The organism is Solwaraspora sp. WMMD792 (assembly GCF_029626105.1).
Lineage (GTDB): Bacteria > Actinomycetota > Actinomycetes > Mycobacteriales > Micromonosporaceae > Micromonospora_E.
Map to the genome: position 1 here is coordinate 4,261,418 of NZ_JARUBH010000009.1, position 15,788 is coordinate 4,277,205.

General features: G+C 69.7%; 13 protein-coding genes. 3 read left to right on the forward strand and 10 right to left on the reverse strand.

All coding sequences use genetic code 11. The annotated features are described in order from the left end of the window. Positions 1 to 130 precede the first annotated feature (130 nt). Positions 131 to 1,168: a hypothetical protein gene (locus O7629_RS20065; protein ID WP_278170993.1), complete on the forward strand. Its 1,038-nt coding sequence runs from the start codon at positions 131 to 133 to the stop codon at positions 1,166 to 1,168. 6 nt (positions 1,169 to 1,174) lie between these two features. Further along, on the forward strand, positions 1,175 to 3,154 hold the full coding sequence (locus O7629_RS20070; RefSeq protein WP_278170995.1) for a hypothetical protein: 1,980 nt from the start codon (positions 1,175 to 1,177) through the stop codon (positions 3,152 to 3,154). Here the strand turns inward: O7629_RS20070 and O7629_RS20075 are convergent. The 9 genes from O7629_RS20075 to O7629_RS20115 form a co-directional block, all read right to left on the reverse strand. Next, a complete protein-coding gene (locus O7629_RS20075; RefSeq protein ID WP_278170996.1) occupies positions 3,151 to 4,380 on the reverse strand; it encodes an MFS transporter in 1,230 nt (409 codons plus the stop codon). The genes O7629_RS20070 and O7629_RS20075 overlap by 4 nt on opposite strands. A 76-nt stretch (positions 4,381 to 4,456) precedes the next feature. After that, complete coding sequence (locus tag O7629_RS20080) at positions 4,457 to 5,146, reverse strand: GntR family transcriptional regulator (RefSeq protein ID WP_278170998.1); 690 nt, start codon at positions 5,144 to 5,146, stop codon at positions 4,457 to 4,459. 116 nt (positions 5,147 to 5,262) lie between these two features. Then, a complete protein-coding gene (locus O7629_RS20085) occupies positions 5,263 to 6,570 on the reverse strand; it encodes an MFS transporter (RefSeq protein WP_278171000.1) in 1,308 nt (435 codons plus the stop codon). Positions 6,571 to 6,574: 4 nt separating this feature from the next. Further along, positions 6,575 to 7,765: a M24 family metallopeptidase gene (locus O7629_RS20090; RefSeq protein WP_278171001.1), complete on the reverse strand. Its 1,191-nt coding sequence runs from the start codon at positions 7,763 to 7,765 to the stop codon at positions 6,575 to 6,577. 75 nt (positions 7,766 to 7,840) lie between these two features. After that, positions 7,841 to 9,610: an iron ABC transporter permease gene (locus tag O7629_RS20095; protein ID WP_278171002.1), complete on the reverse strand. Its 1,770-nt coding sequence runs from the start codon at positions 9,608 to 9,610 to the stop codon at positions 7,841 to 7,843. A 5-nt stretch (positions 9,611 to 9,615) separates the two neighbouring features. Further along, entirely contained in the window at positions 9,616 to 10,737 is a 1,122-nt protein-coding gene (locus O7629_RS20100) for an extracellular solute-binding protein (RefSeq protein WP_278171003.1), read from the reverse strand. After that, on the reverse strand, positions 10,734 to 11,456 hold the full coding sequence (locus O7629_RS20105) for a cysteine hydrolase (RefSeq protein WP_278171004.1): 723 nt from the start codon (positions 11,454 to 11,456) through the stop codon (positions 10,734 to 10,736). The genes O7629_RS20100 and O7629_RS20105 overlap by 4 nt, the downstream gene beginning before the upstream one ends. Positions 11,457 to 11,501: 45 nt before the next feature. Beyond that, positions 11,502 to 12,263: an isochorismatase family cysteine hydrolase gene (locus O7629_RS20110; protein WP_278171005.1), complete on the reverse strand. Its 762-nt coding sequence runs from the start codon at positions 12,261 to 12,263 to the stop codon at positions 11,502 to 11,504. Between the two features lie 49 nt (positions 12,264 to 12,312). Next, positions 12,313 to 13,521 carry an ABC transporter ATP-binding protein gene (locus O7629_RS20115; protein ID WP_278171006.1) on the reverse strand — a complete coding sequence of 403 codons (1,209 nt, stop codon included), beginning with the start codon at positions 13,519 to 13,521 and terminating at the stop codon, positions 12,313 to 12,315. A gap of 279 nt (positions 13,522 to 13,800) precedes the next feature. On the opposite strand from O7629_RS20115, the gene O7629_RS20120 reads away from it, so the two are divergent. Further along, a complete protein-coding gene (locus tag O7629_RS20120) occupies positions 13,801 to 14,631 on the forward strand; it encodes a siderophore-interacting protein (RefSeq protein ID WP_278171008.1) in 831 nt (276 codons plus the stop codon). 38 nt (positions 14,632 to 14,669) lie between these two features. Here the strand turns inward: O7629_RS20120 and O7629_RS20125 are convergent, their stop codons facing one another. Further along, positions 14,670 to 15,665: an ATP-dependent DNA ligase gene (locus O7629_RS20125; protein WP_278171010.1), complete on the reverse strand. Its 996-nt coding sequence runs from the start codon at positions 15,663 to 15,665 to the stop codon at positions 14,670 to 14,672. Positions 15,666 to 15,788: the final 123 nt, after the last annotated feature.

Here is a 15,788-nt window from a genome sequence, read left to right on the forward strand (position 1 = left end):
TATTACCACGTCTCGCGCCGACGTGCGCTAACCGGTATCCCCACGTGCGGCGCCCGGCTACGCTCGGTTTGGGGACAACACCGGGGAGTGTGGTGGACCGCGCGTCCGCCGGAACCGACGGGGAGGGCTGGTGCCGGACGAGGAGCTGCCGTACGAGGGCTGGGACAATCCGTACGAGAACGAGACGAGCGAGAACCTGAGGTTCGACTGGAGCGACGGCCGGGCCGACATCGACGTCGACCTCGACGGCATGGCCGAGTACGCGCAGCACATGGTCGACATCCAGAGACACCTGCTGGACAACATGGGCAGCCTCTCGCTGCTCGCCTCGCTGCCGGGCAAGGCGTGGGAGGGCATCGTCCTGCCCGAGGGCGCCTACACCATGACGAGGATGCTCAACAACTACAACGAACTGCAGGTCTACCTCAGCCACCTGGCCACGGCGCTGATGAACGTCGGGTCAGCCGCGCAGACCGTCGCCGATTCCTACGGCGGCACCGACGGCTGGTCCGCCGCCGACCTCAACGCGATCGAGTTCGCATTCGGTGTCTCGGGCGCCGAGCGGCCGTCCGGGCTGCCCCCGATGATCGAGGGCACGACGTACTGGGACGCCTACTTCGACAGCCTGGACAACGGCGACACCGCCGCGCCACCGGCCGCGAGCCCCTTGTGGACAGATGCCGGCCGGACCACGAACCCGGACGGCAGCGTTACCCGGACGGCTACCGGCCCCAACGGCCAGCGGATGGAGATCCGGACGTTCACCGTTCCGGGCAGCTCGCAGACGGTCACCACGACAACGGTCTACGCGGCGAACGGCACCCAGCTCAGCTCCAGCAGCACGACCACGTCGACGTACCTGAACGGCAACACGGTCGTGAAGCGGACCACGAACCCGGACGGCAGCACCACCGAGGAGCGCACGGCGTACGAGGGTGGGGAGGTGTACTCCCAGAGTACGGTCAACCAGGACGCTGACGGCAACACCACGAGTTCGACCGAGACGGTGACCAACCCCGACGGCTCGCAGACCACGACCAGGGAGGACGCCGAGGGCGAGGAGAGCCACGTCGTCACGATCGGCGAGCAGACCGAGGGCGGCACTGGCACACCCGACGACCCGGCCAACGAGGCGATCGAGCGCATTCAGAGCGGCGAAGGATGGTAGGCGGCCATGGCTGAGTACTGGGGCGCCCAGGCGTACTACTTCTCCGGTCCGAACGGCGAAGGCACGCACTACGTGAGGCCTGAGCCGACAGAGGTCGACTTCACCATGCCGGCGAGCGAGGACAACCCGAAGACCATCGACGTCATCCGCCAGCAGATCATGGGCCAGCACCCGGAGGAGATCGCCGCGTTGGCCGATCAGTGGATGAACGCGTACAGCCTGATGTCCCACATCAAGAACCTGCTCTTCGAGCAGAGCGACCTGCTCTACCAGGAAAAGTGGACGAACGGCGAGGCGCGCGACGCGTTCATGAAGCGCGGCCCGGGTGAGACCCTCGCCTACCTCGACGAGTGGATGGACAGCGCGCTGAACAACGTCACGGCGCTGCGCTCGCTCGTCCACATCGCACGGTCGTCCCGCGAAGAGATGGAAGATCTCTGGCAGGAGTACGAGGGCGCGATCAGGGAGGCTGCGCAGCTCGACTGGGGGACGCGTTTCGAGGTGGCCTGGCAGGTCTGGCGCTGGGATGTGGACGCCGCGCGCAAGGAAGAGAAGATCGAGGACGTCAACAACAAAAAGAAGGAGTACAACCAGGAGGCGCAGGCGCTCGCCTGGAGGTACGCCGAGCAGTACTGGGACGTGCAGAACAAGATCGGTGGCGGCCACGGCCCCCTGTTCGTCCCCATGGACGCGGTGATGAACCCGCCGCATCCGCCGTTCCCCTCGCTCCCCGGCGGCCCGCCCCCGGTCGCGCCGCCTGCGGTCGCACCTTCTCCGGTCGCGCCGCCTGCAGTCGCACCTCCTCCGGTCGTACCAGCTGCGGTCGCGCCACCCCCGGTCCCGCTGGCCACCCCGCCGCCCACGGCGCCGGTCACCACCCCGACCGCTCCCCCGACACTTCCGCTGAGGCAGCGGATCCTGAACCTCACACAGAACCCGCCCGCGCCGCCCTCGGGCCTGGGCACGCAGAACCAACCCACGCCGAGCGCCGTACCCGATCCTGACCTGCCGCCCGCCTTGCCGGACGGCCTGTCGGCGGTGAACCCCGCCACCGTCCCCGGCTTCGTCCCGCCACCGGTGCCCGGCACCAATCAGGGCCTGCCCACCGCGCCACCCGCGACGAGCCCGAGCACCGTACCGAGCGCCCTCAACAAGCCGCTGGGGCAGCCGTCCCTCCCGCCGGCCCCGGGCATGGGCGGACTCAAGAAGGGCGTCCTGCAAGGGAAGACCGGCGCGCCGGGCCTGCCGCCGGGGACGACCCAGCCACCAGGCCGTACGCTCGGCCGCAAGCCGCCGGGCGCGGGTACCGGTCAGGAGGACCGCACACTGGTCCCCGGCCCGGTTGAGACCGAGGACGCGTTCTCCCGGCCACCGGGCAGCACCGCGCCGCCGGTGCTGAACAACCAGCGCCCCAACCAGCGCCGGCCCGGCAGCCGGGAGGAACTGACGCCGCCGGCCCGGGCCGGGGGTCCGCACGAGCCTGGTCCGCCGCTGCATCCCGGAGCCGCCCCGCCGGTACTCAACCGCCCCGGCACCACCCCGCCGCAGCAGAAGCCGACCGGGCCCGGACGACCGGAGCGGGGAAGAACCGGGGCCACCCGGTCGCAGCAGCCGCCGCCCGGCTCGGAGTGGACGGGCGTACGGAACGCGCGCGACGACGCCGGCCCGCCGGTCCTCGGCGCCCCCACCCCGCCGGCTCGCGGCGCGGGCATGTCCCGGCTCGAAGAGGTGCCCACCCAGTTGCGCGGGCGGAGCACCGAGGCGGCGACGCGCCAGGCGCCCGGCACGGTGTCGCCAGAACTGGCGGCGCGGCGTTCCGTGTCGCAAACCGGTGTCCCGAATGCCGGCGCGGCCGAGGACGGCCAGAAGATCGTCACCGACGAGGAGGCGTTCAGCGTCGAGACGCCCGGCGGCGGCGTGGTCAAGCAGCAGCAGCAGAACACCGGCTACCGCGCCGAACCACCCACCGTCCTGGGTGGCAACTAGGCTGAGTTGGTGGCGGTGAAGATGTTGCGGGAGGCGGCCAGCCCGAGCAGGGTCGCGCCGAAGACGACCACGCCGACCGTGCTGACGCCGCCGACGGCGACCAGCGCGCCCACGGCGATCGGACCGGTGGTCTGACCGACGCTGCGGGAGAGCGCGTCGGTGGCGGCGGCGGTCGCCCGCAGCTCCGGGTTCCAGTTGACGCTGATCGCCATGGACAGCGGCATGAGCGCGCCCAGGCAGGTGCCGAGCAGGACCAGGGTCAGCGCGACGGCCACCACATCCAGCCCGGCGAACGCGACCGCCGCGTATGCTGCCGCCGCGAGCGGGATGACCAGGTAGAGCCGGGTGAACAACTGTTCACGGCTGATCCGTTTCAGCGACATCCGGTTGATGAAGCTGCCGGTGAAGACCCCGCAGGGGATGAGGATCGACACGCCGATCCGTTCCAGTGTGCTCAGGTCGGGTAGCCGGTCGAGGAGCACGCTGATGCCGAAGTGGCTGCCCTGCATGATCAGGCCGATGCCGATGCTGGACAGGATCAGCCAGCGGCGGCGCCGTTCGCCCAGCATCCGGCGGATCGCCCGCAGGGTCAGCTGGATCCGTTGTCCGAACGGGACGTCGGCCGGATGGGTGGCGGGCGGGCGTTCCCGGCCCAGTCTGGCGACGAGCACGACGGCCAGCAGGACGGTCGCGTAGCCGGCGCAGACCGCGAACACGATGACCGGCTGCTGCAGCGACGCGGCGAACGCGCCCAGCGCGAGCGCCGAGGCGGCGCCCATGCTGACGAACGTCTGCAGCATCGAGTAGCCCCGGTCGCGGGCCTTCGGGTCGCCCTGGGTCAGGTCGGCCACCAGCGCCTGGCCGCAGAGCGCCACGGCACCGCTGGCGAAGCCGGTGAGCAGCCGTCCGACGGTGAGTACGGCGTAGCTCTGGTACAGGCACAGCAGGATCGACACGACGGCGTTGACCAGCATCCCGGGGAGCAGGATCCGGCGGACCGGAACGAGGTCGAGCAGCGGACCGGTGAGCACACCGGCGGCTGCCGTGGCCACGCTGTGCGCGCCGATGGTGATGCCGATCTGGGCCGGACTCAGGTCGAGACTGCGCCCCAGGCCGACCGAGATCGGAATGTACGCCAGCTGGGTGAGCGGGTTGAAGAACACCAGCAGCGGGGGTACGGCGGCGGCCAACGGGGGCCGGGCCGGGCGGCCGGCACCGCCGCTCACGGCCGGCCTCCGCCGAGGTACGGCCGCGCCGGCCGGGGCATCCGTGCGAGCAGCGGCCGCCGGGACGGCCGGGGCGTCAGTCGGTCGGCTGGCGTTCCAGCATGGCCAGCATCTCGTCGAAGGCGGGAGACGAGTGGGTACGGAAGATGGCCTCCGCCGCGTCGAGGTCCCGGTCGCGGCAGGCTTTCAGGAAGCGCCGGTGCTCGTCGAGCCCGTCGAGCCGCCGCTCCTTGGATCGAGTGAACGCCACCGACAGCATGCCGGGCGTCGCCGACCGCAGCGACAGCAGCATCTGGGTGAGACGCGGCGAACGCGCCGCGTTGTACAGGAACACGTGGAACGTCCGGTTCAGCTCGACGTACTTGCCGAGGTCCGGGTCGCGCTCCATCTCCTCCTGCATCCGTTCGGCCTCGGCCAGCTCCGCCTCGGTGATCCGCTCGGCGCACAGTCGGGCCGCCAGCGCTTCGAGGGTCTCGCGCAGTTGCCGGATGTCGCGCAGTTCGTCCGCGTCGATGGCGGTGACCGTGGCCACCTTCCGGGCGTGGACCTTGATCAACCCCTCGGCGGCCAGGTCGCGCATCGCCTCGCGTACTGGTGTGGGGCTGACCCCCAGCAGCTGCGCGATCTCGGTCTGGACGATCCGTGACCCGCTCTTGAGCGTCCCGTCGACGATCGCCGCACGCATCCAGTCCCGGACACGTTCGTGGACGGTTCCCGAGATACCGGCGAAGGACGTTGCCTCGTGGTTGTCGAACACCACTGCCATGCCCTCGATTCTCCTCACGCCGCGGTACACCCCCCGGCGTACCGTCCGATGGCTCGATTCTACAGAGTCGAGTCGTCAGACCATCGGAGTCGCGTGGTTCCGTGCGTTGCGCCACGTCAGGTCCCGTCCTCTCGGCCTTCGGCCCCGTTATGGGCATCGGCGAGCGTCCACCGGCGCAGCGCGGTCAGCCGCCAGCCGAGGATGCCCATCACGACCGCACAGGCCAGACCACCGGAGACCATCGCGAAGGCCGGACTACTGAAACTCGCCGTCGCCCCGGCCCGCGCATCGCCCAGCAGCGGCCCTCCGGTGACCACCCCGATGTGTACGGCGGAGAGCCGCCCCCGGAGGTGGTCCGGGACGCTGAGCTGCAGCACCGTCTGGCGGAACACCGCCGAGACCACGTCGGCGGCACCGGCCACCATCAACAGGGCGATGGTCAGCGGCAGCCAGTGCGACACCCCGAACCCGGCGATCGCCAGGCCCCACACGATGATCGAGATGATCACGGCACGCCCGTGGCGGGTCACCGACCCGACCCAGCCGGAGGTGAGGGCCCCGATAAGTGCCCCGGCGCCCGGGGCCGCGTGCAGCAGGCCGACGGTCACCGCGTCGCCGCCGAGCTGGCCGAGGGCGATCGCCGGGAACAACGCACGGGGCATACCGAAGAACATCGCGTTCACGTCGGCGAGGAAGCAGCCCATCACCGCCGGCTTGCTCCGCAGGTAGGTGAGGCCCTCGATCACCGACTTGAGCCCCGGTTTGGTCACCTGGTGGGCGGGCGGCATCGGCCGCATCCGGGTGAGCACCGTGATGGACACCAGGAACGTGACGACGTTCAGCGCGTACGTGGTCGACAGGCCGAGCGCCGCGATGACCACGCCGGCGACGGCCGGGCCGACGATCGCCCCCACCTGGGTGAGGGTCTGGTTCAACGCGAACGCGGACGGGAGGATCTGCCGACGGACCAGGCCGGCGACCGCCGCGCTGCGCGCCGGGCTCTCCAGCGCCGAGAGTCCGGCCGTGACCGCCACCAGCACGAAGATGGCCCAGATCGGCGGGCTGTCGAGCAGCGCGAGCAGCGCCAGGCCGCCGACCACGACGGCGAGCAGACCCTCGGTGACCACCAGCAGCTTGCGGCGGTCGACGGCGTCCGCGACCGAGCCGCCGAACAGCGAGCAGACCATCAGCGGGATGAGCTGCGCCAGGCTCGCCAGGCCGACCATCAGTGTCGAGTCGGTCAGCACGTAGACCTGGTACGGCACGGCGACCCTGGTCATCTGGGTACCCAGAATGGCGACGGCGTGGCCGGTCCAGAGCCGCCGGAAGTCCGGGGACTCGCGCAGCGGGGTGACGTCGATGACCAGGCGGCGACGGACGGCCCCGCTGCGCTGCGTGCGTCCCTGGTTGTCGGTGGCGGTCACGCGGTCAGCCGCACCGGAAGAACACGCGCGGCACCGAGTGCAGCGATTCGAGACCGGACGCGGTGACGACGAACATCTCGCCGTACTGGACGCCGGCGAGGCCGTCGGCTGTCACCACGTTCGGTTGCACCACCAGGCACATGCCCTCCCGGTACACGAAGCCCTCCGGCTCGCCGCGGTAGGTCTGGCGGGTGCGGACGATGGCCGGCAGCTGTGCGCAGCCGTGCACCAGGTCGTCGTAGATGGTGTAGCCGTGTCGCTGGGCGACCTCCGCCGCGTCGAGAATGTCGGACACCGTCGCGCCCGGCTTGATCACCGAGCTGACGGCGTCGAACACCTCGAGCGCGACGTCGTGCAGCCGGGCGTAGAGCGGGGTCGGGTCCGCGCCGATGGTGTAGCTGCGCAGCACCTGGGCGGAGTAGCCGGCGTAGTTGGTGCTGAGCTCCGCGACGAGCGCGTCACCGACCTGGAGCCGGCGGTCGGACTGGTGCTGGCACGGTACGCCGCCACGCGGGTCGGCCATCTGGGTGGCGACCATGAAGTGAATGCCGTTGATCCCGCCGTCGGCCAGGTAGCTGTCCTCGACGATCCGGGCCAGCTCGTGCTCGGTCATGCCGGGCCGGGCCTGCTCGGCGATCGCCATCGCCGACGCGTCGCACATCCGCGCCGAGACGGCCAGCCGCTGCAGCTCCTCGGCGCTCTTGATCTGACGCTGATCGGCCAGCTGCCCGCCGAACTCAACCCACTCCACCCCGGGGAAGGCCGCGGTGAGCCGGGCGTACTCGCGCCAGGTGACGGTTCCGGCCAGGCCGACCCGGCCGGTCGAGACGCCGCGTTCCCGCAGGCATTCGACGAGGGTGGGGGTGGTGTCGACCGAGCCGGTCGGCGCCGAGCCGCCGAAACGTACGTCCGGGAACCGGGACATCCGCCGGGCCAGCGGCAGATGGTTCGACAGCTGGATCAGCATCGTCGGGTCGCCATGCCGGGGGAACAGGACCCAGGCCTCCCGCGTCGACCACCAGTCGCTGAGGTACAGCACATTCGGGTCCCGCCCGCCCCGGCCGCAGACGACGACGAGTTGGAGGTCGAGGGCGTCCATCCGGGCGCGGATCTCGGCGTCGCGACGGTCGAACTCGGCGGCGGAGAAGCGTGGATAGTCACGGTCGGTCAGCGGCCGCGCGGCGGTGGTGGTCATATGTCCTCACTAGACGTTGTTGAAGGGGTTGACGGCGGTCGGCGAGGGACCAGGGCCCGGGGCCCGAGGGCGGCCTCAGAGGCCGCCCTCGAGTCCCATCCGGGCGTTGAGGCGGTTGTAGCCGACCAGACCCACCAGCAGTACGGCGAAGGTGACGATGCCGAACGCCGCCACGGTGGAGAACTGTCCGTCGCCGGCCATGTCGAACATGACGACCGCCGCGGTACGGGTCTGCGGACCCGCGAGGTAGAGAGTGGTCTGCAGCTCACGGAAGCTCATCACCATCGTGATGAGCGCGCCGGCCAGCAGTGCCGGCGACAGCAGGGGCACGACGATCGTCCAGATCGCCCGCCCGAAGCTCGCCCCGGCCACCTGCGCGGCCTCCTCCAGCTCCGAGCTGATCTGCAGCATCCGTGCGCTGACCAGCCGTGACACCACCGCGATGATGATGGTGATGTACGCGATCACCAGCGCCCAGTGCGTCGAGTAGATCGGCAACGGCGTGATCAGGAAGATCCACAGGAAGCTGACACCGACGATGACGTTCGGCAGCGCCATCGGCACCGACGTCAACAGGTAGAGCAGCCGGCCGCCGGGAACCCGCCGGGCGGAGAACCACGCCGCCAGGGTCGACAGGGTCAGCACCCCGACGCTCGCCAGTACGCCGACCAGCAGGCTGTTCACGAACCCCTGCATGATGTTGGGTGTCTGCAGGGCGGCCACGTACGACTCCAGTGACAGCGATGTCACGGCCTCCCAGCTGAACTGCCGGAAGAACGGGTTGAGCGACATCCACAGGAGCATGAACAGCGGCAGCAGGATCACCAGGGTCAGCACGGCAAAGGTGAGGATGGTCACCGGCACCCGCCACCGGCCCAGGTCCATCCGTACCGAGGAGAAGTTCTTGCCGCTGATCACGGCGTACCGCTCCCCCGCCTGGTTGAAACGGTCGTACCACCAGATCATCACCACGGCCCCGAGGAGCATGAAGACCGCGTAGGTGGAGACGAGACCGACGTTGCTCGGTGGCGTACTGGTCCGCAGGTAGATCTCCGAGGCGTAGGTGAAGATCTTCTCGTTGACCCCGAGGAACCACGGGATCTCGAACGCCTCCCAGGCCCGCATCAGGGCCATGATCGCCACGGCGGCGATGCCGGGCGCCGCCAGCGGGAGCGAGATGTCCCGCACCGCGCGCAGCTTCGAGGCTCCCGACACCTCGGCGGCCTCCTCCAGCGAGGAGTTCATCGAGGAGAAGACGGTGACCACGAACAGGTAGACCATCGGCACCATGGTCAGCCCGTTTACCAGGATCAGGCCCTGCATCGAGTAGACGTTGAACAGGGTGCCCTCGGTCCCGGTGAGGTTGCGCCAGGCCACGTTGATCGCCCCGATCTTCGGGCTGGCCAGGAACGTCCAGGCGACCGGGACGAGGATCCCCGGCACCGCCATCTGAACGATGGTGAGCACCCCGACGAGGTTGCGGAACGGCGCGTTCGTGCGGGCGACGATCCAGGCCAGAAACGTCCCCAGCGCCAGCGCCACGAGCGTGGATCCGCCGGCGAACTGCACCGTGGTCCAGGTGACGCTGAGCAGCCGGCCGGAGGCGAACGCGTCGCGGAAGTTCTCCAACGTGAAGCTGAGGGAGAAGAAGTCCGCGTCGGTGGGTCGGGCGTCCTTGAAACTGGTGAACAGCAGGATGGCGATCGGCAGCGCCACCTGTGCCAGCAGAATGATCAGGACCAGGCCGTAGACCACGCTGCGGGGGGTGAAGACCCCCCGCAGCGCGGGGAAGCGGGTGACCCGACCGGTGGTGAGCCGGGCCCAGCTGTCCACGAGGGTGGTCATGTCGATCAGCCCGTCACAAAGATCGACTGGTGCTGTTCGACGCGGGTGTCGTAGTCACCGAAGTTGTCGGTGGTCTCGAAGAACAGTTCGCTGTCCAGGATGCCCTCGGCCGACGAGGGGATCGGCGCACCTTCCTTGATCGGCACCTTCACGACGACCTCGCCGACCTTGTTCTGCCATTCGTCGCTCATCAGCCACTCCATGTAGAGCCGGGTGGTGGCCGGGTGCGGCGCGTTCTTCAGCGGGAAGTACATGTCCGGCTGGGCGATGGTCACCGGCGTGGTGACGATCTCGATCGGTGCACCGTCGGCGATCAGATCCCGGACGGTACGGGTCGCGCTCTGCGGGAACGCGATGTCGAACTCGCCCGCAGCGAGTTTCTCCAGACCGTCGGCGCCGGCGTAGACGACCGGCTCGTTGGCGGCGATCGCCTCCATCAGCGCCAGACCGTCCTGCTCACCCATCTCCGCCAGCACCCCGGCGAACCAGTCGAGCTGGTCGATGTTGACGCCGAACCGGCCCTTCCATTTCGGATCGGTGAGGTCCTCGTACGTCTGGGGTGCCTCGGCCGCACTGACCTTGTCGGTGTTGTAGGTGATGTGGAACGTGAAGAAGTCGGCCACCGAGCAGCCGCAGTCCGCGTAGGCGCGGTCCGCCGGCAGGTCAGCCTCGCCACGCGGGTCGTACTCCAGGCAGAGCCCTTCGTCGCGGCACAGCGTGTTGTCCTCCAGCGGCCCGCCCTGCAGGACGTCGGCGCTGGGGCGCCCGGCCGCGTTCTCGGTGATGACGCGCTCGATCAGCTCGAGCGTGCCGCCGGAGGTGTACTCCAGCTCCACCCACGGGTACTTCTCGATGAAGAGATTGATCTGCTTCTCCGCAGCGGCGGCGGGAGCGCTGAAGTAGTAGCTGAGTACGCCACCCTCCGCCTTCGACGCCTCCTCCAACGCGGTCAGGTACTCGGCGTACTCCTCGTCGGTCATGTCGACCGTCGACGCCACCGCGAGCTCCTCCGGCAGCGCCGTCGTCGCGGCGTCGGCGTCGTCACCGCCGCCGCAGGCGGCCAGCACGAACGCCGCCGCGGTCAGCGGCGCCGTGAGCTTCAGCATGGTCGTTCTGTGGTGTCTCATGCCGGCACCTCCGTCGCGGCCGGGGCGGAGTTGAGCTTGCCGGCGAGCTCCGCCAGTGACAGGACCCAGCCCTGGCAGCGTCCGAGCTGCTGCAGGCCGAGCTCCTGCAGGTCCTCACCGAACCAGGTGGCGACGCACTCCGCGACGGTGATCACCTTGTACGCCTTGCAGCTCGCGTCGTACGCGGTGGACTGGATGTCGGCGTTGGTGTTCGCCCCGGCGAGGATCAGCGTGTCGACGCCGAGCGCCTTGGTGAGCCACTCCAGGTCGGTCTGGTAGAAGGCGCTCAACGACTTCTTGGTCTTGATGATGTAGTCGCTGTCGGCGACGGAGACCGCGAAGTCCGGCTTGAACGTGCCGTCCTGCACGTCGACCGACTCGTCGGGCACCGGGCCGTACGGGCTCGGCGACTCGCCGATGGCCGCCCACGCCCGGTGGACCCGCATGGCCGCGCGGGCCTCGGTCTCCACCGGCCGCAGCGCCGACAGGACGTGGATCACGGCAGTGCCGGTGGCCCGCGCCAGGGTGAGCAGTTCCTCGGTGTTGGCGAGCAGTTCGTCGCGTACGCCGGGCGGGAACGGCGCGGTGGGCGTGAGCCGACGCTTGGTCATCTCCACCGTCACGACCGCGGACTGGGCCGGGATGATCGGGACGGCGTCGTTGATGACCTGAAGAAATTCCTTACGGTCGTACACGTCGACCGTGGGTCCGGTGAGCATATGTGTCTTCCCCTCGATTGGTGTGACGATCAGTCGGCGGGCAGGTCAGATACCCGCCATCGCGGTGTCCGCGGCGGCGGCCTTGGCGGCGCTGAGCCGCTCGACGGCCTCGGCCGAGGACATCGCGAGCCCGATGGTGCGGGGGTAGTTCTGCAGCGCGAACTCGTGCAGGTCCTTGCCGTGGGTGGAGCCCACCGCGTCGGTGACGATGATCGGCGTCCACATCCGGTTGTAGGCGTCGAACGAGAAGTTGGAGACGCAGTTGTTGGTGTTGATGCCGACGACGAAGAACGTGTCGACGCCGAGGCAGCGGATCAGGTGCTCCACGTCGGTCGAAAGGAAGCTGCTGGTCATCTGCCGCTTGGTGTTGATGATGTAGTCACCCGGCTTGGGGCCGAGGATCGGCATGACGTCCCACTCGAAGTAGCCCTCGGGGGCGTCCGGGTGATACCCGGGCCGGGGTGCCTGGCCGTACGGGGTACCGTGCCGGCCGGTGCTCTGCACGATCGCGGTGCGCGGCTGCATGCCGCGCTCGACGAGCCGTTGGTAGACCATGACGTGGATGACCGGCAGCCCGAGCTCGCGGCCGGCGTCCAGAAAGGCGGCGGCGTTCGGCAGGATCCGCTCGGCCACGTTCTGCGGGAACGACGACCAGTCCTTGTCGATCTGCCGTACGTGCATGTCGATCTGCACGACGGCGGTCTTCGCGAAGTCGATCTCCAGGGCGTCGTTCAGCTTGCTGAGCGTCGCGCTGCGGTCGATGATCTCGACGGCGTGGCTCTTGGGGTGCACCTGGTTGTATGTCATGTCGTTCTCCTTGAGTCGCTGGCTCATCGCACTGGTCTTGGTCGTCTTGTCACTGCGGGTCGTGGCCCGCCGGCGAGCGGTCCGGGTGCAACACCACGTGGTGCGGCTCGATCCGCACGTGCACCCGGCTGCCCAGTGCCGCGCCCGCGCCGCCGGTCACCCGGGCGGTGACGAGGTGGCCGGACTCCAGCTCGACGACCAGTTCGGCGAACGGGCCGAGGAAGGATGCCGAGCGCACCGACCCGGCGATCGCCGGCACCGGGGTGTCCGAGGCCGCCTCCCGCAGTTGCAGGTGCTCCGGACGGACGGTGAGCACGACGGGTTCGGAGACCCGCACGGTGTCGTGTGGCTGTCGCGCCACGTGGAGCTGGCCGATACCGGTCTGTACCAGCCAGTGATCGTCGTCGGCGTCGACGACGGTGCCCGGCAGCGTCTCGCTTTCGCCGACGAAGTTCGCCGCGAACACGTCGGCGGGGCGCGAGTAGACCCGCGTCGGGGCGCCCTGGTCCTTGATCTCGCCGCTCTCCAGCACCAGGATCCGGTCCGAGACCGCCATCGCCTCTTCCTGGTCGTGGGTGACGTAGAGGACGGTGATGCCGAGCCGCTGCTGCAGGTCGCGGATCTCCTGGCGAACTTCCTTACGCAGCTTTGCGTCGAGGTTCGACAGTGGTTCGTCGAAGAGGATGAGTTCGGAACGGGACACCAGCGCGCGGGCCACCGCGACGCGCTGCTGCTGTCCACCGCTGAGCTTGGTGGCTGGGCGCTGCGCCGCGTGGTCGAGCCCCAGCATTTCCAGTACCTCGGTGGTCCGGGCATTGATCTCGGCCTTGCGCAGCTTGCGCCGCCGCAGCGGGTAGGCCACGTTGTCGAACACCGACATGTGCGGCCAGATCGCGTACGACTGGAACACCATGCCGATCTGGCGCTGCGCCGGGGTGAGCCGGATCCGACGGTTGGATGAGTAGACGGGTCGGCCGCCGATGGCGATCTCGCCGGAGGTCGGCGTCTCCAGGCCGGCGACCGAGCGCAGGATGGTGGTCTTGCCGCAGCCGCTCGGGCCGAGCAGCGTGACGAACTCGCCTTTGGCGATGTCGAAGCTGATCCCCCGTACGGCGTGAACATCGCCGTCGGCGGTGCGGTATTGCTTGTGGAGGTCGACGATCGACACCATGGGCGCAGGTTCAGGGGCACTCGACGCCAGCACCTCGTTGTGGGTGCCGGCCGCCTCGACGAGGGCCGCACTCTGCGTAGTGGTCATCTCACTCCCTTCTCTATAGACTAGAGACGAGATTAGGTAGAGCTTGTTACGGCGATGTCGCCCTGGCTGTTGCGGTGCGGTTAGCAAGCCATGTCGGAGCAGAAACACGACGAGGTCGCCCGGGGTCACGCCGCACCGACGAGACGCCGCCAAACGCGCTCGGCCGCGCTCGACGCACCGGCCCCGTCGCCACGCCGCACCAGCCTCCGTCGCCACGCAGTGCGCCGCGAAGTAGGCTCGCCTAACCTAAGAAGGAGCAGCGAAGCGGAGGAACACGCGATGGCGACGACCCGGCGGCAGGCACCGAATCAGCACGTACTCACGGTCGAGTCCACCGAGTGGCTGACGCCGCACCTGGTGCGGGTGGTTCTCGCCGGGCCGTCGCTGGCCGAATTCAGCTACGCCGGCCACACCGACGCGTACGTGAAACTGCTGTTCGTCGACCCCACGCTCGGGCTGGAGCCGCCCTACGACCTCGCCGCGCTGCGAACCACCCTGCCGGCCGGGCAACGGCCGGTGACCCGTACCTACACGGTCCGCTGGTTCGACCAGGCCACCCGGCGGCTGGCGATCGACTTCGTGACCCACGGCGACGCCGGGGTGGCGGCGGTGTGGGCGGCCAAGGCCACGCCGGGCGACCGGCTGGTGCTGTCGGGCCCCGGCGGGGCGTACGCGCCCGACCCGGCGGTCGGCTGGCACGTGTTCGCCGGAGACCTGTCCGCGTTGCCAGCGATCGCCGCGTCCCTGCAGACACTGCCGGGGCACGCGCGCGGCGTCGCGCACCTCGAGATCACCGATCCGGCCGACATCATCGACCTCGAACACCCCGCCCAGGTAACGGTGAACTGGCTGGTCAACGCCGACGACGGCGACACCGTGTTCCTCGCCCGCGCGATGGAGGACTGGCCCTGGCCGCCCGCCGAGGACTCTCCCGGTGCCGTGCAGGTCTTCGCGCACGGCGAGCGTGAGTCGATCAAGGCTGTCCGCAAGGTGCTCCAGGCACGGGGCATCCCCCGCGAGGCAATCTCCATCTCCGGCTACTGGGCCCGCGGCCGCACCGAGGACGTGTTCCAGGCCGAGAAGCGCGAGCCGGTCGGCCGGATCGACTGACCGTCGTACCCGGCCAGGGCCGTCGTACCCGGCCAGCGTCAGCCCGGCCCGCCGTCGGGCTCCCGGGCCTCGCGCCTACGGCGTTCGGCGGCACGGCGCTTGCCTTCGTGCATGGCGACCACCCGGGCGATCGGGATGCCGTGGCCCTGCTCGACCAGGCCGGGATCGAGGCGCTGCGGCGGCGGCATCAGCGCCGCCCACGGGTCGTCGCCGCCGAGCAGGGGTGGCACCGTACCGATGGTGTAGTCGGTCGGCACCGCCGACTCCAGCGCCGCCCAGGCCAGCGGGAAGGAGACCGGCAGACCCGGCCGCAGCCGAGGGCTGTACGGTGCGACCACCGTCGCGCCGCCGGCCCGGGTCGAGTCGAGAAAGACCTTGCCCTCCCGCTGCTCGACGATGAACGCCGTCGTCGCCAGCGCCGGATCCAGGCGTTCGGCGCGGGCCGCGATCGCCCGGGTCGCCGCGGCGACGTCGTCGTGGCCGGCGTCACCCGCCAACGGCACGAACACGTGCGCGCCCTTGGCACCGCTGGTCTTCACCGCCCCGGCCATGCCGCACGACGTCAGCACCTCACGGACCAGCAGGGCCGCCTGCGCCGCCGACCGGAACGCGCCGCCCGGCGGCGGGTCGAGGTCGAGGATCAGATGCGTCGGGTACGCCCGTTCGCCGGCTGTCGTCAACGTCGGATGGAACTCGACCGCCCGCTGATTGGCGAACCAGAGCAGGGTCCGCCGGTCGTTGCACAGGCCGTAGGTCAGCATCCGCCGGGAACGGTCCGCCCACACCTCGGCGGTGGCGATCCAGTCCGGTGCGTACCCGGGCAGGTTTTTCTGCATGAACGGTGGCTGGCCGGGTCGGACCCGGACCACCGACAGCGGCCGGTCACGCAACGCGGGGACGATCCGGTCGTGCACCGCGTCGAGATAGTCGACGAGGTCGCGCTTTGTCGCGCCGGCACCGTCGAACAGCGGCTGGTCGAGGTTGGTCAACGGCACCCCGGCCCGCTCCTCACCCGCCTTCGCACCTCGTGGCATCCGCCCATCGTTCCACGCCGATCACCGGTCGGGCCAGAACGTTGCGGACTCAGCCTTGCCGGCTTTGAGTAGGCGCCACTGGCGCCCTTCAGCCATCAGCACCTGTCCGACGCATCCCCTCCA

Bases quoted from the DNA above. Each gene is read 5' to 3' on its own strand.
- O7629_RS20105 (WP_278171004.1), bottom strand. From the start codon at position 11,456: ATGCTCACCGGACCCACGGTCGACGTGTACGACCGTAAGGAATTTCTT.
- O7629_RS20070 (WP_278170995.1), top strand. From the start codon at position 1,175: ATGGCTGAGTACTGGGGCGCCCAGGCGTACTACTTCTCCGGTCCGAAC.
- O7629_RS20080 (WP_278170998.1), bottom strand. From the start codon at position 5,146: ATGGCAGTGGTGTTCGACAACCACGAGGCAACGTCCTTCGCCGGTATC.
- O7629_RS20095 (WP_278171002.1), bottom strand. From the start codon at position 9,610: ATGACCACCCTCGTGGACAGCTGGGCCCGGCTCACCACCGGTCGGGTC.
- O7629_RS20100 (WP_278171003.1), bottom strand. From the start codon at position 10,737: ATGAGACACCACAGAACGACCATGCTGAAGCTCACGGCGCCGCTGACC.
- O7629_RS20110 (WP_278171005.1), bottom strand. From the start codon at position 12,263: ATGACATACAACCAGGTGCACCCCAAGAGCCACGCCGTCGAGATCATC.
- O7629_RS20125 (WP_278171010.1), bottom strand. From the start codon at position 15,665: ATGCCACGAGGTGCGAAGGCGGGTGAGGAGCGGGCCGGGGTGCCGTTG.
- O7629_RS20115 (WP_278171006.1), bottom strand. From the start codon at position 13,521: ATGACCACTACGCAGAGTGCGGCCCTCGTCGAGGCGGCCGGCACCCAC.
- O7629_RS20090 (WP_278171001.1), bottom strand. From the start codon at position 7,765: ATGACCACCACCGCCGCGCGGCCGCTGACCGACCGTGACTATCCACGC.
- O7629_RS20120 (WP_278171008.1), top strand. From the start codon at position 13,801: ATGGCGACGACCCGGCGGCAGGCACCGAATCAGCACGTACTCACGGTC.